At 61.9% G+C, this 20,083-nt stretch carries 18 protein-coding genes; 14 read left to right on the forward strand and 4 right to left on the reverse strand.

Annotated features, from left to right (window positions below; translation table 11 throughout):
* Positions 1-47 precede the first annotated feature (47 nt).
* Complete coding sequence (locus tag M1D51_RS07040) at positions 48-911, forward strand: hypothetical protein (RefSeq protein WP_458109033.1); 864 nt, start codon at positions 48-50, stop codon at positions 909-911.
* Positions 912-935: 24 nt separating this feature from the next.
* Positions 936-2,021: a 4-hydroxy-3-methylbut-2-enyl diphosphate reductase gene (locus M1D51_RS07045; RefSeq protein ID WP_026546225.1), complete on the forward strand. Its 1,086-nt coding sequence runs from the start codon at positions 936-938 to the stop codon at positions 2,019-2,021.
* A gap of 84 nt (positions 2,022-2,105) precedes the next feature.
* Here M1D51_RS07045 and M1D51_RS07050 read toward each other — a convergent pair whose 3' ends face one another.
* Positions 2,106-3,344, reverse strand: a complete 1,239-nt coding sequence (locus tag M1D51_RS07050) for a DNA recombination protein RmuC (RefSeq protein WP_458109034.1) — start codon at positions 3,342-3,344, stop codon at positions 2,106-2,108.
* 111 nt (positions 3,345-3,455) lie between these two features.
* Between M1D51_RS07050 and ychF the strand changes: the two genes are divergently transcribed.
* From ychF to M1D51_RS07080, 6 genes are all read left to right on the forward strand, one after another.
* Entirely contained in the window at positions 3,456-4,541 is a 1,086-nt protein-coding gene (ychF, locus tag M1D51_RS07055; RefSeq protein WP_026005753.1) for a redox-regulated ATPase YchF, read from the forward strand.
* A 193-nt stretch (positions 4,542-4,734) separates the two neighbouring features.
* Positions 4,735-5,448, forward strand: a complete 714-nt coding sequence (locus M1D51_RS07060; protein WP_458109035.1) for a hypothetical protein — start codon at positions 4,735-4,737, stop codon at positions 5,446-5,448.
* A 349-nt stretch (positions 5,449-5,797) separates the two neighbouring features.
* Complete coding sequence (locus tag M1D51_RS07065; protein ID WP_458109036.1) at positions 5,798-7,480, forward strand: peptide ABC transporter substrate-binding protein; 1,683 nt, start codon at positions 5,798-5,800, stop codon at positions 7,478-7,480.
* Positions 7,481-7,604: 124 nt separating this feature from the next.
* The gene (locus tag M1D51_RS07070) at positions 7,605-8,534 is read left to right on the forward strand and encodes an ABC transporter permease (RefSeq protein WP_026539948.1); all 930 of its coding nucleotides are present in this window, start codon (positions 7,605-7,607) and stop codon (positions 8,532-8,534) included.
* The gene (locus tag M1D51_RS07075) at positions 8,524-9,468 is read left to right on the forward strand and encodes an ABC transporter permease (protein WP_024817469.1); all 945 of its coding nucleotides are present in this window, start codon (positions 8,524-8,526) and stop codon (positions 9,466-9,468) included. Before M1D51_RS07070 ends, M1D51_RS07075 begins: the two co-directional genes overlap by 11 nt.
* Positions 9,469-9,478: 10 nt before the next feature.
* Positions 9,479-11,188, forward strand: a complete 1,710-nt coding sequence (locus M1D51_RS07080) for a dipeptide ABC transporter ATP-binding protein (protein ID WP_172325762.1) — start codon at positions 9,479-9,481, stop codon at positions 11,186-11,188.
* A 206-nt stretch (positions 11,189-11,394) separates the two neighbouring features.
* Here M1D51_RS07080 and M1D51_RS07085 read toward each other — a convergent pair whose 3' ends face one another.
* Positions 11,395-12,237: an SGNH/GDSL hydrolase family protein gene (locus M1D51_RS07085; protein ID WP_253951696.1), complete on the reverse strand. Its 843-nt coding sequence runs from the start codon at positions 12,235-12,237 to the stop codon at positions 11,395-11,397.
* Positions 12,238-12,520: 283 nt separating this feature from the next.
* Between M1D51_RS07085 and typA the strand changes: the two genes are divergently transcribed.
* On the forward strand, positions 12,521-14,437 hold the full coding sequence (typA, locus tag M1D51_RS07090) for a translational GTPase TypA (protein ID WP_354230700.1): 1,917 nt from the start codon (positions 12,521-12,523) through the stop codon (positions 14,435-14,437).
* A gap of 33 nt (positions 14,438-14,470) precedes the next feature.
* Positions 14,471-14,887 (forward strand): hypothetical protein, encoded by a 417-nt coding sequence (locus tag M1D51_RS07095; protein ID WP_458109037.1) that lies wholly within the window; start codon positions 14,471-14,473, stop codon positions 14,885-14,887.
* Here the strand turns inward: M1D51_RS07095 and M1D51_RS07100 are convergent.
* Entirely contained in the window at positions 14,805-15,071 is a 267-nt protein-coding gene (locus M1D51_RS07100; RefSeq protein WP_458109038.1) for a putative acetyltransferase, read from the reverse strand. The genes M1D51_RS07095 and M1D51_RS07100 overlap by 83 nt on opposite strands.
* A gap of 135 nt (positions 15,072-15,206) precedes the next feature.
* Between M1D51_RS07100 and fdxA the strand changes: the two genes are divergently transcribed.
* From fdxA to M1D51_RS07115, 3 genes are all read left to right on the forward strand, one after another.
* Positions 15,207-15,533 (forward strand): ferredoxin, encoded by a 327-nt coding sequence (gene fdxA / locus M1D51_RS07105; RefSeq protein ID WP_018776555.1) that lies wholly within the window; start codon positions 15,207-15,209, stop codon positions 15,531-15,533.
* Between the two features lie 14 nt (positions 15,534-15,547).
* Complete coding sequence (dapC, locus tag M1D51_RS07110) at positions 15,548-16,696, forward strand: succinyldiaminopimelate transaminase (RefSeq protein WP_458109039.1); 1,149 nt, start codon at positions 15,548-15,550, stop codon at positions 16,694-16,696.
* 231 nt (positions 16,697-16,927) lie between these two features.
* Positions 16,928-18,211: a citrate synthase gene (locus tag M1D51_RS07115; protein WP_458109040.1), complete on the forward strand. Its 1,284-nt coding sequence runs from the start codon at positions 16,928-16,930 to the stop codon at positions 18,209-18,211.
* Positions 18,212-18,292: 81 nt separating this feature from the next.
* Here the strand turns inward: M1D51_RS07115 and galE are convergent, their stop codons facing one another.
* Entirely contained in the window at positions 18,293-19,336 is a 1,044-nt protein-coding gene (galE, locus tag M1D51_RS07120; protein WP_458109041.1) for a UDP-glucose 4-epimerase GalE, read from the reverse strand.
* An 80-nt stretch (positions 19,337-19,416) separates the two neighbouring features.
* Between galE and M1D51_RS07125 the strand changes: the two genes are divergently transcribed.
* Positions 19,417-20,043 carry a TetR/AcrR family transcriptional regulator gene (locus tag M1D51_RS07125; RefSeq protein ID WP_458109042.1) on the forward strand — a complete coding sequence of 209 codons (627 nt, stop codon included), beginning with the start codon at positions 19,417-19,419 and terminating at the stop codon, positions 20,041-20,043.
* Positions 20,044-20,083: the final 40 nt, after the last annotated feature.

Here is a 20,083-nt window from a genome sequence, read left to right on the forward strand (position 1 = left end):
ATCATGTGGACAGACCTAGGATGGTGGCACAGCCGACGACCCTGAGGATGACCTTGCGTACTTTCGTTTCAGCAGTGGGAGTGATCCTCGCCGTCCTTCTGACAGCTGTCGCTGTCCCCGCGGCCTGGGTGGACCAGAACATTGTTAAGGAAGAGGGTTTCGTCGCAATCGCCGGAACGTTGGGTAGCGACCCCGAATTCCAAAGCCGGTTGGCTGCCGCGGCTGTAGGAACCTTTGAGTCTTCGGTTGATCTGCCGGGACCTCTTCAATCCCTGGCAGCCGGTGCCCTCCGGAACGCGGCCACGGGGATGCAGTCCTGGAGTGACTACCCTCAAGCCTGGGAGGAAACAGTCCGGAACAGCCACCGGCTCAACTTCGGGACGGCCGCCCCAGCTGATGAATCGGCGGCGTCCACGGCACTGGTCCTGGACATTGGGCCCCTTGTCCGGCTGATTCGAGACCATTTCGCCGAAGCGACGCGGATCCGGCTTGATGTTCCCGCGGAAAGCCTCGTGTCCTTGGGGGAGCCGTCACACAGGCAGCTGGTGGAACGCGTGGCAGCATTTGCGCCACTGTGGTGGCTGGCTGCCGCAGGCGCGCTGGTCTCGGCCCTTCTGGCCCTGGCTGCTGCACGGCGACGCTACTTGGCCTTGGTTTTCCTCGGGCTGGGGGGCTTGGCCCTGGCCGCGCTCTGGACGGTTGGGGCAGATCTCGCAGGCGGCATGATCGGAAGCCTTGCCAGCGCCAACGGTGTAGCGGAACTTTTCAAGAATGAGTTCCTCACTACAGCCCGCGACGGCTTCGGCCAGTGGGTAGGGATCGCCGCGGTGGTGTCCGGGGCTGTCCTGGTGGCGGGCGTCATAGCGGCGGTGGTCTCAGGGCGACAAGGGTCACGTTCGGCCCGAAGCTAAAGGCTGGGCCGGTAGCATGGAAGCATGACCAGCACAGCAGTTTCCATTCCTATGCCCACGGTGCCCCGCAGACGGCGATCTCCGGAAGAGGTACAGGCAGCGGCGCCCGTGACGGGTCCCAAGAAGGTTCTGCTGGCCGCCCCGCGAGGGTATTGTGCCGGCGTGGACAGGGCAGTCATTGCTGTTGAGAAGGCCTTGGAGCACTACGGGCCTCCGGTCTACGTCCGCAAACAGATCGTGCACAACGTCCACGTGGTCAGTTCCCTCGAAGAACAGGGAGCCATCTTCGTCGAGGAAACAGACGAGGTCCCGGAAGGGGCCTTGGTCATTTTCTCCGCCCACGGCGTATCTCCGGCCGTGGTCCAGTCCGCCGAGGACCGTGGCCTTCGCACCATCGATGCCACGTGCCCGCTGGTGACCAAGGTCCACAAGGAAGCCGTGCGCTTCGCCAAGGACGACTACGACATCCTGCTGATTGGCCACGAAGGCCACGAGGAAGTCGAAGGAACTGCCGGTGAAGCACCGGAACACATCCAGATCATCAACGGCCCGCACGAAGTAGACAAGGTCACCGTGCGCGACCCAGAGAAGACGATCTGGCTTTCCCAGACAACCCTGAGCGTGGATGAAACCATGGAGACGGTCCGACTCCTGAAGGACAGGTTCCCCACCCTCCAGGATCCGCCCAGCGACGATATTTGCTACGCCACCACCAACCGCCAAGTGGCTATCAAGAAGATTGCGCCCCAGGCGGACCTCGTGATCGTGGTGGGTTCAGCCAATTCGTCCAACTCCGTGCGGCTGGTTGAGGTTGCCCTGGAGTACGGTGCCAAGAGCTCCTACCGCGTGGACTTCGCCAACGAGGTAGACGAAGCCTGGTTCGAGGGTGTCGCCACAGTTGGCGTCACCTCCGGTGCCTCTGTTCCGGAAGTACTGGTTCAGGATGTCCTGCGGTTGCTGGCTGACTACGGCTACGGCGAGGTCCAGGAAGTAGTAACGGCTGAGGAAGACCTGTTGTTCTCACTTCCCAAGGAACTGCGGGCCACGCTGAAGAAAGCCGGCGACGTAACGCGTGCGCTCGGCGGGCGCGGAAACCGCTCCACGTCCTAGCGTTTCCTGTCAACAACAGAACTTGCAAAAACCGGCCCGCAGGGGTCGCCTCCCTAGGGAAGGCGAACCCTGCGGGCCGGTTTGTTAAGCTGCAGACTCTTCGGCGTCCTCAGCCTCGTCGGCGAGAAGCTCCGGGGCCGCCAGGGCGCGGGGGACTGCCTCAACCGACATTGGCGCGGCAAGTCCGGCATCGTCCATGGTGTTGAGCTTGCGGGCTGTTGGGAGAACCCGTGCCTCAAGCGTTCCCACCATCGCGTTGTAGCGGTCCACGGACGTTTTCAGGGAACTTCCCAGCTTGCTGACGTTTTCGCCCAGCGTACCCATGCGTTCATAGAGTTGCTTTGCGAGCTCGAACAGTTCGTGGGCGCTGTCCGTGAGGACATCCTGGCGCCAGGTGAAGGCCACGGATTTCAGGACTGCCAGCAGGGTGCCCGGCGACGCCAGCACCACATTCCGGGACAGGGCATATTCCAGGAGGGCAGGGTCTGCCTCGAGGGCTGAGGCAAGGATGGACTCCGCTGGAAGGAAACAGATCACCAGTTCGGGGGAGTTGCCGGGGATGTCCCAGTACTTTTTGCCAGCCAAAGCATCAATGTGGGACTTCAAGGCTTTGGCGTGCTGGGCCAGCAGGGTCTTTGAATCATGGTTACTGGCGGGCGCTACGGACTCCCCAAAGGAACCGTCTCCGTGCAGTTGTTCCTGCGCAGCGAGGTATGAAGCCAGCGGGACCTTGGCGTCCACCACCAGTTGCTTGCCGCCCGGCAATTGGACCACCAAGTCCGGTCGCAGCGTATTCTCGGTCCGGCCCGAATGGACTTGCTCGTGGAAATCCACGTGCCTCAGCATTCCGGAAGCCTCTACCACCCTGCGGAGCTGCACTTCGCCCCACTGGCCACGGGCACTGTTGGAGCGAAGGGCCGAAGCCAAAGCATGCGTTGACCGCAGGAGTTGTTCATCGGACAGCCGGGCATCCTGCAGTTGCTGGGCAAGCTGGCCGTATTGCTCCACCCGGTCCCGTTCAAGCAGTGATACCTGTTGCTGAACGGCCGTCAGCTTCTCCGCAACCGGAGCGAGCGCCCGCAGAACACTGCCGTCCGAGTTCCTGGACGCGGTCAACTCGCGGTTCTGTGAGAACAGAAGCCGCCGCTCGGCGTCGGCCGCTGCAAGCTGCGCGGTCACCTCCGAGAGGCGCGCCGAAACGGCGTCGAAGTCTTCCTCCAACCCCGCGCCCCGGCGTCGAAAGACAACGTAGCCCGCTGCCAGGCCTACGGCGGCGCCGATCAAGAGCATCAGCAGGGCCAAAACCAATCCAAATCCATCCATGAGGCAACCCTGTCACAGGGGTACGACAGTTTTAGTGAGGCCGCCGGGGTGGCCACCTGCCACGGGCGCCGACACGCAAAGATAAGGTTCCAACGGGTAGAATCAATGCTCGTGGCTCTTACTATTGGCATCGTCGGACTGCCCAACGTCGGCAAATCAACTCTTTTCAACGCACTGACCCGCAATCAGGTGCTCGCAGCGAACTATCCGTTCGCGACGATCGAACCCAACGTCGGAGTCGTGAACCTTCCGGATCCCCGCCTGGCGAAGCTGGCTGAGATCTTCGGTTCCCAGAAGTTGCTGCCCGCTCCGGTGTCCTTCGTGGACATCGCCGGCATCGTCAAAGGTGCCTCCGAGGGTGAAGGCCTGGGCAATAAGTTCCTGGCAAATATCCGCGAGGCCGAAGCCATTGCACAGGTTGTCCGCGTGTTCGATGACCCCGATGTCATCCACGTTGACGGCAAAGTGGACCCGCGCTCCGACATGGAGACCATCAACACCGAGCTGATCCTGGCCGACCTTCAAACCATCGAAAACGCCATTCCGCGCATCGAAAAAGAAGTCAAGATCAAGAAGCGCGAAGCTGCCGAGCTCGCCGCCATCAAGGCTGCCCAGGCAGTGCTGGAACGCGGTGACACCATCTTCTCCTCGATCAAGAGCGACAAGCTGGAGATGGGGCACCTCAAGGAGCTTGGACTTCTCACTGCCAAGCCTTTCATCTATGTCTTCAATGCTGACGAAGGCATCCTGGGCGACCAGGAGAAGCAGGATGAGCTGCGCGCCCTCGTTGCGCCGGCAGATGCTGTGTTCCTTGATGCCAAGCTCGAAGCCGACCTCGTGGAACTGGACGAGGAAGAAGCCCGCGAGATGCTGGAGATGAACGGCCAGAGCGAATCCGGCCTGGACCAGTTGGCACGCGTCGGCTTCCACACCCTTGGGCTGCAGACCTACCTAACGGCCGGCCCCAAGGAAACCCGTGCGTGGACCATCCGCCAGGGCGACACCGCGCCGCAGGCCGCCGGCGTGATCCACTCCGATTTCCAGCGTGGCTTCATCAAGGCCGAGGTTGTCTCCTTCGATGACCTCATCGACGCCGGTTCCATGGCAGAGGCAAAGTCCCGCGGCAAGGTCCGGATCGAAGGCAAAGAGTATGTGATGGCCGACGGCGACGTGGTGGAGTTCCGCTTCAACGTCTAAGGTCATGAGCCGCGACATGAATCCCCGATCCGCGGGTGGCCGCCGCCAGCACTCTTCGGGCACCGATGAAGTAGCTGGCTGGGCCTTCCGTGGGAGCTCCGCAACAGGCGCTGCCCTGCCAGCGGTGACTACATTGCCTCCAGCGCACTGGTGGTTCTGGTCATATTTGTGGCGGTATTCCCTGCGCATATGCATGCCCGGCAGTGCTATGGGAATGTTCTTCGGGTACTTGGACAGCACCGGCTACGAGCTACACACGGATGCGGAGATGGTGGCCAACATTGGCATGTTCGGCCTCATGTTCGGATGCCTTAGCCAGATCGTTGCCTTCGTGGTTGCCTTGATTGCCTTTGTCTTGGGGAGGCCTGCCCGTCGGCAGTGGGCTGCTTACCGGCGAGCGGGTTGGACCACCACCGAGTGCCGGTCCGCGTACTCGCTTCAAAAGCAGGAGGCGGCCGCTCTTAGGCTCAATTCCCGTCTCCGCGGACCCGGGTTGGCCCCTGCGCAGCCTCCGGGTCCCATGACGCCTCGGCCGCGCAGGAAGCCGTCATGGATGGGTCGGGTTGGTCTTGGGCTCGCCCTTCTCATGCCCGCACTCCTGATCTTCATTCTTCTTGGTCCCTGGTTGGACTCGAAGGATGTCCAGACGTTGGAGTGCGAGGTTGTGGCCGTAGAGCCGGTAACGAGTTCGGGCGGGACCAGAGGGGGAGCCTCGACGGCCTCCGTTCTGGTGAAGACGTCCAACTGCGGGACGCTAGGAGTATCGCGCGGCGTTACTTTCGAGAACCGGGACGAGGTGGCGTCGAGTTTCACTATTGGCGCGACCTATGGCTTCGATATCGGTTGGTATAGCCGCACGTTCTACAGGAGCGGGGTTCAGTCGGTTCGGGAGTACCGGCTCATCTGACCGGAGCCGGAACAGCACAACTGACACGGCATTCGCAACCTAAGGCACGCGGTATCTCAAAGGACCCTGGTTCGACAGAACCGGGGTCCTTTTTTGCGGTTAAACCGTCCTGTCCTGCTGTCGGACAGCGAATGCTACCACCGAGTAGGGTTTGACTTGAAATTCCCGTCAATTTAGGCATGTGTAGGTTGCGGAACGGTTACAGTTTGGCCAGCAAGTCCCAACATCCGGACACAATGTGGGTAGGCTTACACACACATGTAGGCAACGTCACAGTAGGAAACTGTGCCTGTGCCTGGGGGGAATCACGAATTCCTCCTGCTCAACTCCACGACTCATAGGAGGCGGAATGCGTTTCTCGCGCACTTCCAAAGCTCTAGGCGTAGCGGCGATCATCGCCCTCGCAGTGACCGGTTGCGGCGGCGGTGGCGGCACCAGCACCAATAGCTCCGCCGCAGTTGACCCGAACAAGGTCATTTCCGCATACAGCAACGAACCGCAGAACCCGCTGCTTCCGGCCAACACCAACGAGGTGTACGGTGGCCGCGTCGTCGAGCTGCTGTTCGAAGGCCTTCGCGCCTACGACTCCGACGGCAAGCCCGTCAACGCTCTCGCGGAGTCGATTGAGACCACTGACTCGCAGAACTGGACCATCAAGGTCAAGTCCGGCGCAAAGTTCACCAACGGCGAGGCCATCACGGCCAAAACGTTCGTTGACTCCTGGAACTTCGCTGCGCTGAGCACCAACCTCCAGAACAACGGCTTCTTCTTCGAGTCCATCGAAGGCTACGCCGACGTCAGCGCCGTCACTGAGACCACCGGTGCCGATGGCAAGAAGACCTCCACGCCGGCTCCTACGGCCCAGACCATGTCCGGCCTGGCCGCTACTGACGACCAGACCATCACGGTCAAGCTCGGCCAGCCTGAAGCTGACTGGTCGCTGCGCCTTGGCTACTCCGCCTTCTACCCGCTTCCTTCCGAGGCTCTCAAGGATCCGAAGAAGTTCGGCGAAAACCCGATCGGCAACGGCCCGTACAAGTTCGAGAAGGAAGGTGCCTGGGTACACGACCAGTCCATCTCCCTGGTCAAGAACCCTGACTACACCGGTCCGCGTGCTGCCAAGAACGGTGGCGTGACCTTCAAGTTCTACACCGATCCGGGCCCCGCATACACGGATCTCCAGGCCGACAACCTCGACATCACTGACGTTGTTCCGTCGAACGCGCTGAAGACCTACACCACGGACTTCCCGGACCGTAACTCCACGCGCCCCAACGCCAACAACGCAACCCTGAACATCCCGGGCTACAACCCGAACTTCCAGGGTGAAGCTGGTCTGTTGCGCCGCCAGGCCCTGTCGCACGCCATCAACCGCGAAGAGATCACCAAGGTCATCTTCAATGGCACGCGTACCCCGGCAACTGAGTTCACGGCTCCGGTCCTGGACGGCTACAACGACGCCATCCCCGGCAGCGATGTCCTGAAGTTCGATGCTCAGAAGGCCAAGGATCTCTGGGCCGAGGCCGAAAAGATCAAGCCGTACGACGGTTCCAAGCCGCTCCTCATTGCCTCCAACACTGACGGTGGCAACAAGGAATGGATCGACGCCGTAGCCAACGCCTTCAAGAACAACCTTGGTATCCAGGCCGAAATCCAGCCCTTCGCCAAGTTCGCTGAAGTTCTGGACCTGCGCAAGTCGCAGTCCCTCCCGGGTCTTACCCGCGCCGGCTGGCAGGGCGACTACCCGTCGCTGTACAACTTCCTTGGACCGGTGTGGGCAACCAACGCATCGTCCAACTACGAGAAGTACTCGAACCCCGAGTTCGACAAGCTTCTGAAGGAAGGCCTTGCAGCCAAGACTCCGGAAGATGCCAACAAGAAGTTCAACGAGGCACAGGAGATCCTGTTCAAGGAGCTCCCGGGCTTGCCCCTGTGGTACCGGGCAACCCCGATCGTTTGGAGCAACAACGTTGTCTCAGCCGAAACCGGCTGGAATGGCGGCGTCCGTTACTTCGACATCGAGGCCAAGTAGTCCTCAGGATCTGAACTTGCCTTAGGGCAGAGGGGGTCCGGCCAATGCGCCGGGCCCCCCTTGCTTGCTTGGCAGGAAGGCACACATGACACACCAATGCCCGACCACCGGAGAGGGGTGACCCGTGGTTCGCTTCATTTTCCGTAGGCTCCTCCAGGTCATCCCGGTATTCCTGGGGACCACGCTCCTCGTCTATTACATGGTCTTCGCACTACCCGGCGACCCCATTGCCGCCCTCTTCGGGGATCGCCAGCCACCGCAGAGCGTCATCGACGCCTTGCGGGCCCAGTACAACCTGGACCAGCCGTTCTGGGTTCAGTACGGGCTTTTCATCAAGAATTTGTTCACCTTCAACCTTGGCGTTGACTTCACCCAGCAGCCCATTGCCGACTCACTTGCCAGGGCCTTCCCCGTCACGGCAATGCTCGCCATTGAAGCCCTGATTATCCAGGCTGTATTCGGCATCGCCTTCGGCGTGTTTGCAGGCCTGAAGAAGGGCAAGCTGTTCGACTCCACCGTTCTGGTGGTTTCGCTCCTGGTGATCGCAGTTCCCACCTTCGTTCTGGGCTTCGTCTTCCAGCTGGTGTTCGGTGTCCAGCTTGGTTGGGCCAAACCCACGGTGGGCGCAAACGCCGACTGGGGCAACCTGATCCTTCCGGCCGTTGTGCTTGGCTTGGTGTCCTTCGCATACGTTCTACGCCTGACCCGCGCCTCGGTCAGTGAGAACATGAACGCCGACTACGTGCGAACGGCCACCGCTAAGGGACTTTCCCGTCCGCGCGTCGTGATGGCGCACATCCTCAGGAACTCGCTGATCCCCGTGGTGACCTACTTGGGAGCGAACCTTGGCGGGCTTATGGGCGGCGCCATCGTTACCGAGGGCATCTTCAACGTTCCCGGAGTGGGAAACAAGCTCTTCCAAGCCATCCAGCGAAGCGAGGGTCCTACCATCGTCGCCATCGTGAGTGTCCTGGTTCTTGTTTTCGTCATCACCAACCTCCTGGTTGACCTCCTGTACGCCTGGCTTGACCCGAGGATCCGCTATGACCAGTAATACTGAACACTTCGTAGCTCCCGTCGAGGAGACACCCCTTCTGGCTACTGATGCTGTGAAAACAGATCAGGCGCCGCTCAGCCTTTGGGCAGACGCGTGGCGCAAGCTTCGGCGCCGCCCTATGTTCATCGTTTCCTCGCTGCTGATCCTGCTGCTTGTGGTCGTTGCGCTGTTCCCGGGCCTCTTCACCAGCGTTGCACCGGACAACGACTGCCAGCTGGCTAACTCCGAGGGCGGTCCCACTGCGGGCCACCCGTTGGGATTCACCTTGCAAGGCTGCGATGTCTACTCGCGCGTCATCCACGGCACACAGGCTTCGTTGTCAGTCGGCGTCCTGTCGGTCCTCGCCGTCGTCATCATTGGCGTCACCCTTGGCGCTTTGGCCGGCTACTACGGTGGCTGGCTTGACTCCGTCCTTGCCCGTCTCGGCGACATCTTCTTTGCCTTGCCGATCATCCTCGGCGCTTTGGTCATCACGCAGCTGCCGCTGTTCCGCGAGAACCGGAGTGTCTGGACAGTGGTCCTGACAATATCCCTGCTCGCGTGGCCCCAAATGGCGCGAATTACCAGAGGTGCCGTCATTGAGGTTCGCAACGCGGACTTCGTCACGGCGGCACGCTCACTGGGTGTTTCCAAGTTCGGGGCATTGGTCAAGCATGCGCTGCCCAACGCACTGGCACCTGTCATCGTGCTTGCCACCTTGGAGCTGGGCGTCTTCATTGTCCTCGAAGCCACTCTGTCCTTCCTGGGTGTCGGGTTGCCCGGCAGCGTGATGTCGTGGGGTAACGACATCTCAGCGGCCAACGCTTCCATCCGTACCAACCCGGGAATCCTGCTCTACCCGGCAGCCGCCCTGTCCATCACCGTCCTGAGCTTCATCATGCTTGGCGACGCCGTCCGCGATGCTCTTGATCCCAAGAGCCGTCAGCGCTAAGGAGGCGACCATGACTTCTGCGAACATCAGAATTGATGAAGCCACGGCACCAGTTCGGCCCATCCTGGAGATCAAGGACCTGGCCATTACCTTCAAGACAGGTTCTGGTGAGGTCAAGGCGGTAAAGAACGCCCACCTTTCCATCATGCCGGGCGAAACGGTCGCCATTGTGGGGGAGTCGGGCTCTGGAAAGTCGACGACGGCGCTGGCCGCCATCGGCCTTCTGCCCAACAACGGTCGCGTTTCGGCAGGGCAGATCCTGCTCGACGGCGAAGATATCGCCCACGCCTCGGAAAAGCGCATGATCGAGCTTCGTGGCAGCCACATCGGCATGGTTCCCCAGGACCCCATGTCCAACCTGAACCCGGTCTGGAAGATCGGTTACCAGGTGCGGGAAACCCTGAAGGCGAATGGTCGCCCTGATGGCCCTGAGGACGTTGCCCGCGTCCTCGCTGAAGCCGGTCTTCCGGACGCTGCCCGGCGTGCCAAGCAGTATCCGCATGAGTTTTCCGGCGGTATGCGCCAGCGCGCGCTGATCGCGATTGGCTTGAGCTGCCAGCCCAAGCTCCTCATCGCCGATGAGCCAACATCGGCACTTGATGTCACGGTTCAGCGCAGGATCCTGGATCACCTGGACACCATGACCACTGAACTTGGCACCTCGGTACTGCTGATCACCCACGACCTCGGTCTTGCTGCTGAACGCGCCGACAAAGTGATCGTTATGTACCAGGGCAACGTGGTTGAGGCTGGTCCTTCCTTGGAGCTCCTGCGCAACCCCCAGCACCCTTACACCCGTCGCCTGGTTGAGTCGGCGCCTTCCCTGGCGTCACGCCGCATCCAGGTGGCCAAGGAGCAGGGTGTGGAGTCTGAGGATCTTCTGGCTCCTGTAGCGGCTGCGAAGGATCGTGCCCAGGACGAGGTCCTCCAGATCAAGAACCTGCGCAAGATCTACAAACTGCGTCAGGGACTGGGACAGACGTCCGACTTCGCGGCCGTGGACGATGTCAGTTTCGCCGTAAAACGCGGGACTACTACGGCGATTGTGGGCGAGTCCGGTTCCGGCAAGTCCACTGTTGCCAAGATGGTCCTTCAGCTTGAGAAGCCCACTGAGGGTCAGATCATCTTCGATGGTGTGGACACGGCTGGGCTCAAGGGCAGGGAACTCTTCAAGTTCCGTCGCCGGGTGCAGCCCATCTTCCAGGACCCCTATGGTTCCTTGGATCCGATGTACAACATCTTCAGGACCATTGAAGAGCCGTTGCGCGTGCACAAAATCGGTAATGCGGCCAGCCGTGAGAAAAAGGTTCGCGAGCTGTTGGACCAGGTGGCTCTGCCGCAGTCCATGATGCAGCGTTACCCCAACGAGCTCTCGGGTGGCCAGCGGCAGCGTATTGCGATCGCGCGAGCCCTGGCACTGGATCCCGAAGTCATCATTTGCGATGAAGCAGTCTCCGCCCTGGACGTGCTGGTGCAGGCCCAGGTCCTGAACCTGCTGGCTGATCTTCAGGACAACCTTGGCCTGACGTACCTGTTCATCACCCACGACCTCGCCGTGGTCCGCCAGATCGCGGACCACGTCTGCGTCATGGAGAAGGGCAAGCTTGTGGAGACGGGCAGCACTGACGACGTCTTCGACAACCCCCGTGAGGCTTACACCCAGGCACTCCTGGATGCCATCCCGGGTGGATCGCTCCTGCTGCCGCCCGCGGTGGCCTGACCGGCGTCGAACATTTGATCGCTGGATAGCAGAAGAGCCGGTGGTTCCCGAAAGGAAACCACCGGCTCTCGCCGTATAACGTGCGCGTTGCGGGGCCTGCTCTGCGCGCCAAATCGCCCCCGAAGCACGCAGAGCGGGCCTCACAACACTCACGAAGCACGCAGAGCGGGCCTCACAACGTCAGAAGCGGACGACGGCGCCGAGGGCTACTTCGTCGGGGCGGCGCTGTCCGGGCGGGCCGTCAGGCCAAGCGCTGCAAGCTCGCGGGCCAGGACCGCGCCAAGCTTGACGTGCCCTGAAGGCTTCAGGTGCACCCCGTCCTGAAGATCACCTACGGCGTTGTAACGGGTGAGCCAGTTGCCCGTGCTGACGAAGGGAATGCCGTGTTTGGCGGCAATGCGCCCCAACAGTGCGTCCACTTCGGTGCGACGTCCGCCGCCATTCTCCGCCCCGCGTGCCAAGGTTCCGATCATGGCGAGGGATGCACCAGGGTAACGCTTCTTCAGAGCAGCGAGGAGCCGCTCGGCATTGCTGGTGATCTGGGCATCCGTGGCCTTTTGCGAAGCATCGTTGCCGCCGCCTTGGACCACAATCAACGGTGGATCTCCGTAGGGGAGTGTCCAATCCCCGCGCTGCAGGGCATCGATGTAATTGCCGGTCTTGCCATTGGCTGCCACAAACCCCGTGCCGCCCATGCCCACAACGTGCAACTTGTACCCCAGAGCCGCGATGCCCTGCTGCGGCCAGGAGTCCTTGGGCATGGCCTGGGAGTCTCCGATCAGGACGGCGGTGTGGCGCACATCGGCCAGAACCACTTCATTGCGGTTGTTAGCCGGGTTCTTGTACAACGAGCCAACCGGCAGGTCCAGGGCGCTGGGCGCCTGGGCGGTCCTGAGCGGCGGGGCGGCGGCAGTTTGAGCCGGCCCCGGCGCGACGGAGCGCGTAGGGGTGGAAGCCGGGGTAATGGGGCTGGGTCCGCATCCCACTGCCAGAACGCCGACGGCGATCAATGGTGCGAGCAGGCGGAACGCGGCCGAAGATTGTCGCATCGATGGGTCTCCGTGTGGCACTGGTTCTGGAGCAATCATGGGGCACGGAGAACAGAAAATCCAGCATCTGGAGTAGCGGTTACTAAAGCGTGACGTCATGTGAGCAGTGCCACATCTGGATGGCGAATGGCTTGCTTTTTAGGCTGGGAAATGCAACTGCGTTTAGACTGGATGCAGGTGCCCTGTGTCCCGGGGTCTTTTCGCTGTGTGTTCCGATCAAGTCGATCAGGTATGCGCGCGGATACAAACAGCTGACTTCACCACTGAAACGAGTCATTAACGCATGTCTGAAACCATCACCAACACTGCGTCGCGGAGCGATCTGCGCAACGTCGCGATCGTCGCACACGTTGACCACGGCAAGACCACCCTGGTCGACGCCATGCTCAAGCAGACCAACTCCTTCGCTTCCCATGGTGAGGTTGAGGACCGTGTCATGGACTCCGGTGACCTGGAGCGCGAAAAGGGCATCACCATCCTCGCGAAGAACACCACGGTTGCCTACAACGGCCCGTCGTCCAACGGCGAGACCATCACCATCAACGTCATCGACACCCCCGGCCACGCCGACTTCGGTGGCGAGGTAGAGCGCGGCCTGTCCATGGTTGACGGCGTCGTCCTGCTGGTCGACTCCTCCGAGGGCCCGCTGCCCCAGACCCGCTTCGTGCTCCGCAAGGCCCTTGCCGCGCACCTGCCGGTCATCCTCCTGGTCAACAAGACCGACCGTCCCGACGCCCGCATCGACGAAGTTGTCCACGAGTCCATGGACCTGCTCCTCGGCCTCGCCTCGGACCTCGCCGACGAAGTTCCGGACCTGGACCTGGACAAGGTCCTCGAAGTTCCCGTCGTCTACGCTGCTGCCAAGGTTGGCCGTGCGTCCCTGGACCAGCCGGCCAACGGCTCGGCTCCGGAGAACGAGGACCTCGAGCCCCTCTTCAAGACCATCATTGAGCACATCCCGGCTCCCACGTACAACCCGGACGGCGTGCTGCAGGCACACGTGACCAACCTGGACGCGTCGCCGTTCCTTGGCCGCCTCGCCCTGCTCCGCATCTACAACGGCACGCTCCGCAAGGGCCAGACCGTTGCCTGGGCCCGCGCCAACGGTGAGCTCAAGAACGTCAAGATCACCGAACTGCTCGCCACCAAGGCACTGACCCGCGTTCCTGCCGAGTCTGCCGGACCGGGCGAAATCGTCGCAGTTGCAGGCATCGAGGAGATCACCATTGGTGAAACACTCACGGATGCCGAGAACCCGCAGCCGCTGCCGCTGATCACCGTGGATGATCCCGCGATCTCCATGACGATCGGTATCAACACCTCGCCGCTGGCCGGCAAGGTCAAGGGCGCCAAGGTCACAGCCCGCCAGGTGAAGGATCGCCTGGACAAGGAACTGATCGGTAACGTCTCCATCAAGGTCCTCCCCACCGAGCGTCCTGACGCCTGGGAAGTCCAGGGCCGTGGCGAGCTCGCGCTGGCCATCCTGGTTGAGCAGATGCGTCGCGAAGGCTTCGAGCTGACGGTGGGCAAGCCGCAGGTTGTCACCAGGACCATCGACGGCAAGCTGCACGAGCCGATGGAACACATGACCATCGACGTACCCGAGGAATACCTCGGCGCTGTCACCCAGCTCATGGCCGCCCGCAAGGGCCGCATGACCAACATGGCAAACCACGGTACCGGCTGGTGCCGCATGGAGTTCATCGTCCCTGCGCGTGGCCTGATCGGTTTCCGTACCCGGTTCCTGACGGACACCCGTGGCGCCGGCATCGCTGCCTCCATCTCCGAAGGCTACGAGCCGTGGGCCGGCCCGATCGAATACCGTACCAACGGTTCCATGATCGCCGACCGCGCCGGTGTTGTGACGCCGTTCGCCATGATCAACCTGCAGGAGCGCGGTTCCTTCTTCGTCAAGCCCACCTCCGAGGTTTACGAAGGCATGATTGTTGGCGAGAACTCCCGCGCAGATGACATGGACGTCAACATCACCAAGGAAAAGAAGCTCACCAACATGCGTGCCGCTTCCTCGGACACCTTCGAAAACCTGACGCCGCCGCGCGATCTCACCCTCGAAGAGTCCCTCGAATTCGCCCGCGAAGACGAGTGCGTCGAGGTAACCCCGGAATCCATCCGTATCCGCAAGGTCATCCTGGACTCCAACGAGCGCGCCAAGGCCAACCGCGCCCGCGCCAAGTCCTAGCCTGCACTGACTGACACAGTCAAAGGCAGCTGAATGAAGAATGGAGCCGTCGGTACGGTTCGTGGCATTGCCGCGGCCGTACTGGCGGCTCTTTTCGTTGCTATGGCAGGAACAGGCCTGCACCGCCAGGTGCTGCCCTTGGCCGGCGTCGAGGTCCCTTGGGGTGTTGCAGCGGCACTGATGCTGCTGGCATCGGTGCAACTGTGGCTTGCCGCCTGGTCACGCTCGGTCATCCCCACGGCGGTGGCAGGCGTGGTGAGCTACGCCGTCGTCGGGGTCCTGTCTTCGGCCGGACCTGCCAAGCAGCTGGTCCTCGGCGATGCCGTAGGCAACGTGTGGGTCTTCGGCATCGCTGCGGTCTCTTTGGTCATGCTGGTGGCAGCCAGCCGCCTGCGGACCGGACGCCCTGCCGCCGCGGCGGTGGCGGCGGAACCTCTTTCGCGGCGATGACCATGGCCAAGGGAATTTCGACGTCGGATGTACGGGTCCGTACCGTGCAACTGTTCTCGCTGGTGTCCAGCAGGTAGCCGAGGGCGTCCGTCAGGCCGTCGTCGATCCTGTACCGGACCACCACCCGGATGCCCGGCTCCGCAGTGAGTAGGAATTGTCTGGGCGGCAAATGCGGGGGAGTCACCGTTTCATACTAAGACGCGGGCTAGGTTGGCGTCATTGCACTGTTGGATAATAGGCTCGGAAGTTGAGTGCCCGGCATGATGCCGGCCGTATTACCCCGGTCATTGCCGGGACAAACCGTGGAGAGGTCTGGGACGTGACGTACGTAATCGCGCAGCCGTGTGTGGATGTCAAGGACAAGGCATGTATTGAAGAGTGCCCTGTTGATTGCATTTACGAAGGTGAGCGTTCCCTCTATATCCACCCCGATGAATGCGTCGACTGTGGTGCCTGCGAACCCGTGTGCCCCGTAGAGGCCATTTACTACGAGGATGACACCCCGGAAGAATGGGCCGACTACTACAAGGCCAACGTTGAGTTCTTCGACGACCTCGGTTCCCCGGGTGGAGCAGCCAAGATCGGCAACACGGGTAAGGATCACCCGTTCATCGCTGCGCTGCCCCCGCAGAACCAAGACCACTAAGGGCGGTATTTTCGTTGATTTCAGCGGCGCCGGCTTTCGGCCTGAACCTGCCTGACTACCCTTGGGAGGCCATGGCTCCGTTTGTGGCCACGGCTTCGAAGCACCCCGGTGGCGCAGTCAATCTTTCCATTGGAACGCCGGTGGACCCCACTCCGGCGCTGATCCGGAATGCCTTGTCAGCAGCTGCAGACGCCCATGGCTATCCCACGGTGCACGGTACGGAAGCCCTGCGCCAGGCCGTGGTGGACTGGTTCGCCGGCCGCCGCGGAGTTCCGGGCCTGGATCCCAAGGACGTCATGCCAACCGTGGGCTCAAAAGAGCTTGTCGCGTGGCTGCCATTCCTGCTCGGCCTGAACGCCGGAGACGTCGTTGTACGGCCTACTGTTGCTTACCCGACCTACGACATCGGCGCCTCATTGGCAGGCGCCACAGCCGTTGCTGCCGACGATCTCGATGAGCTTGACGCAGAAACCCGCGCCAAGGTCCGCCTGATCTGGATCAACTCGCCGGGGAATCCGACGGGCAGCGTCCGGGACGTTGAATCGCTCCAGCGAATCGTGGGCCAGGCCCGCGAGATCGGAGCGGTAGTGGCCTCGGACGAGTGCTATGCCGAGCTGGGCTGGGGCGAATGGGATGTCCAGCGTGGGGGAGAAGCTGTCCCCAGCATTCTTGATCCCCGCGTGACCGGCGGTTCCACCGATGGCTTGTTGTGCGTGTACTCCTTGAGCAAGCAGTCCAACCTGGCTGGCTACCGGGCAGCTTTTGTCGCCGGAGATTCTGCCATCGTGGCCAACCTGGTCAACAGCCGGAAGCACGCAGGAATGATTGTTCCCTACCCCGTGCAGGAAGCCATGCGTGTGGCCTTGGGGGATGCCGGGCATGTCCTGGCCCAGAAGGATCTTTACCGAGGGCGCCGCGAGCGGCTGGTACCAGCGCTGGAGAAGTTCGGGCTGGACATCCACGAATCCAAGGCTGGGCTGTACCTTTGGTCCACCGCCGGCGAAGCCACCTGGGACACGGTGGCACGGTTTGCCGATCTTGGCATCGTGGTGGGTCCGGGAGTATTTTACGGCGACGCCGGCAATGGTTTCATCCGCGTGGCTCTTACCGGAACTGACGAACGCATTGACGCAGCAGTAGACCGGCTTGCCACAGCCCCATAACAATGCTGTGACATGCGCCACTAACGGCGTCATTCCGCCAGTAACCCGACAACCCGGATTAGTTCCGGGGGGTTACTGGCGGTAGCTTTTAACTGACTATCAATGGTGGCCTTCTCTAAGAAAGCACTTCGGCCGTTGGAGCCCTGCAACAGTAGGGCCGAGGGCGGCGGCACCAGAAGTTGGTTGGACAAGCGTTCGATAGAGGCCCAAAGGCCTCATGAAGGGGACTCCATGACTGAGACCACCAGCGCAACACTGCGCCATGCCGGCGGCGAACTCGAACTGCCGCGCATCAAGGTTGTAGAAGGAAACGAAGGCTACGACGTTTCCAAGCTGCTGAAGCAGACGGGCGCCGTTGCCTATGACCCCGGCTTCATGAACACAGCGGCCACCACCTCGGCCATCACTTACATCGACGGCGACGCAGGCATCCTGCGCTACCGCGGTTACCCCATTGAGCAGCTCGCACAGCACTCGAGCTTCCTCGAAGTTTCCTACTTGCTGATCTACGGCAACCTCCCCACTCCCACGGAGCTGGAAGAGTTTGACCAGAAGATCCGTCGTCACACGCTCCTGCACGAAGAGCTCAAGGGCTTCTTCGGCGGCTTCCCGCGTGACGCCCACCCCATGCCGGTGCTCTCCTCGGCTGTTTCGGCGCTGTCCACGTTCTACCAGGACTCGCTGGATCCCTTCAACGCGGAGCATGTGGAAGTTTCCACCATCCGCCTGATGGCCAAGCTGCCGGTGATCGCTGCCTACGCCCACAAGAAGTCCATCGGCCAGCCGATGCTGTACCCGGATAACTCCATGAACCTGGTGGAGAACTTCCTGCGCCTGAGCTTTGGCCTCCCGGCTGAGCAGTACGAAATGGACCCGGTGATCGTCAAGGCGCTGGATCTGCTGCTCATCCTGCACGCTGACCACGAGCAAAACTGTTCCACGTCCACCGTGCGACTGGTGGGTTCCTCCAACGCGAACCTCTTCGCTTCGGTGTCCGCAGGCATCAACGCCCTCTTCGGCCCTGCCCACGGTGGCGCCAACGAGGCCGTGCTGAAGATGCTCCGCCAGATCCAGGCCGACGGCATCAAGCCCGAGGACTACATGGAGAAGGTCAAGAACAAGGAAGACGGCGTCCGCCTCATGGGCTTCGGACACCGCGTGTACAAGAACTACGATCCCCGCGCCAAGATCATCAAGGCAACGGCCCACGAAGTTCTCGGCAAGCTCGGCGGCAACGACGAACTGCTGGACATTGCCATGCGCCTCGAAGAGAAGGCTTTGGCTGATGACTACTTCATCCAGCGCAAGCTGTACCCGAACGTCGACTTCTACACCGGCCTCATCTACAAGGCCATGGGCTTCCCGGAGAAGATGTTCACCGTACTGTTCGCCATTGGACGCCTCCCGGGCTGGATTGCCCAGTGGCGCGAAATGATCAACGATCCCCAGACCAAGATCGGCCGCCCGCGGCAGCTCTACACAGGGGAGCCGGAGCGCAACTACCCGGCCAACTAGCACCAAGGCAGTAACGACGACGGCCGCTCACCTCGCGCGAGGTGAGCGGCCGTCGTCGTTGGTACCGGAGGCTCCTGCAGCCTAGGCGTTGTTCGCCGCGGACGTCGCAGCAGAAGCGTTGTAGCCGTACGGGTTGTTCTTCTGCCAGCGCCAGTGGTCCTCGCACATCTGGTCCACGGTCTTGGTGGTGGACCAGCCGAGGTCGGCCAGGGCGGAGGAAGCATCGGCCCAGAACGCGGGAAGGTCGCCTGCGCGCCGGCCCGTGATTTCGTAAGGAATCGGCTGGCCGACTGCCTTCTCGAAGGAGCGCAGTACTTCCAGCACTGAGGATCCACGGCCGGAGCCGAGGTTCCAGCGACGAACGCCTGCGCGCCCGGCGATGTAATTCAGGGCTGCTACGTGGCCGTCGGCCAGGTCCACCACGTGGATGTAGTCGCGCTGGGCGGTGCCATCCGGGGTGTCGTAGTCGCCGCCGAAGACCATGAGCTTCTCGCGGCGTCCCACAGCCACCTGCGCGATGAACGGCACGAGGTTGTTGGGAATGCCCTGGGGGTCCTCGCCGATGCGGCCGGACGGGTGTGCGCCCACCGGGTTGAAATAGCGCAGCAGTGCGATATGCCAGCGGTCGTCCGCGTTGCCGAGGTCAGAGAGGATGTCCTCGATCTGTTCCTTGGTGCGGCCATAGGGGTTGTTGGCACCGATTTCCATCTTTTCGATGTACGGGATGGGGTTGTGCTCGCCGTACACCGTCGCCGAAGAGCTGAAGACGATGGAGCGCACGTTGTGCTTGTCCATGGCCCGGAGCAGGTTCAGGGTGCCAACGATGTTGTTGTAGTAGTAGGCGAGGGGCTCCTGGACGGACTCGCCAACGGCCTTCAAGCCAGCGAAGTGGATCACGGCGTCGATCTCGTGTTGATCGAACACGGCCTCGACTGCGGGCTCATCCACCAGGTCAACCTTGTGGAACACGGCGGTCTTGCCGGTGAGCTCGGAGACACGGCGGAGGGATTCCTCGCTGGAGTTCACCAGATTATCAAGCACGACGACGTCATGGCCGGCTTCCTGAAGGGACAAAACGGTGTGGGAACCGATGTAGCCGGTGCCACCCGTGACAAGAATTTTCATGGTCTCTACGCTAGCGGAAATTGGAGCCACGCCGCTCTGTGTTGAGCGGTGTTGAAGCACGTTCGTGCTAAAAACAATTAGTGCCCAAAATTGTTGATGCCGAAGCCCGGCGCCAGGAAGTTGTCCAAGCTGTTTTCCGGATCATTGCCAGCGATGGCCTGGAACGCGCGTCCCTGCGGGAAGTAGCGGACGAGGCCGGCCTGGCAGTGGGCTCGGTCCGGCATTATTTTGCCAGCAGCGACGACCTCCTGGTGTTCTCCTTCGGTACCGTCATCGACCGGATTGCAGCCAGGCTGGAGTCGGCGCTGGCAGTGGTCGGGCAAGCATCGGCAGGCAGCCCGGAACAGGATGCCGCAGTCTTGAACCTCCTGGGCCAGTTCCTGCCCTTGGACGAGGACCTGGCAGTAGATGCATGCGTCTGGATGGCGTTCAGGCATGCCGCCCGGATCAAACCTGTCCTGGCTGCCGAAGCCGAACGCAGCCACCGCACTGTAGCCGCCGTCGTCGGGCGCTTGATCATGCTCCTGAGCCCCGGGGAACGGGATGCCCAAGAAACCCTGGTCACGGAGGCGGAGCGGCTCCTGGCTACCATGGACGGCTTGTGCATGCACGCCCTCTTGCAGCCCGAGTGGATGACGGCCGAGATGTGCAGCGACGTCCTCACGGCCCATCTGCGGTCGCTGACCGCCGCGCCTGCCGCTTCGTAGGGCCTGTTCCCTCGGCAGAACGCCTCCATAAAGCAATGAA

The sequence above is a fragment of the Arthrobacter sp. R3-55 genome (assembly GCF_054161505.1).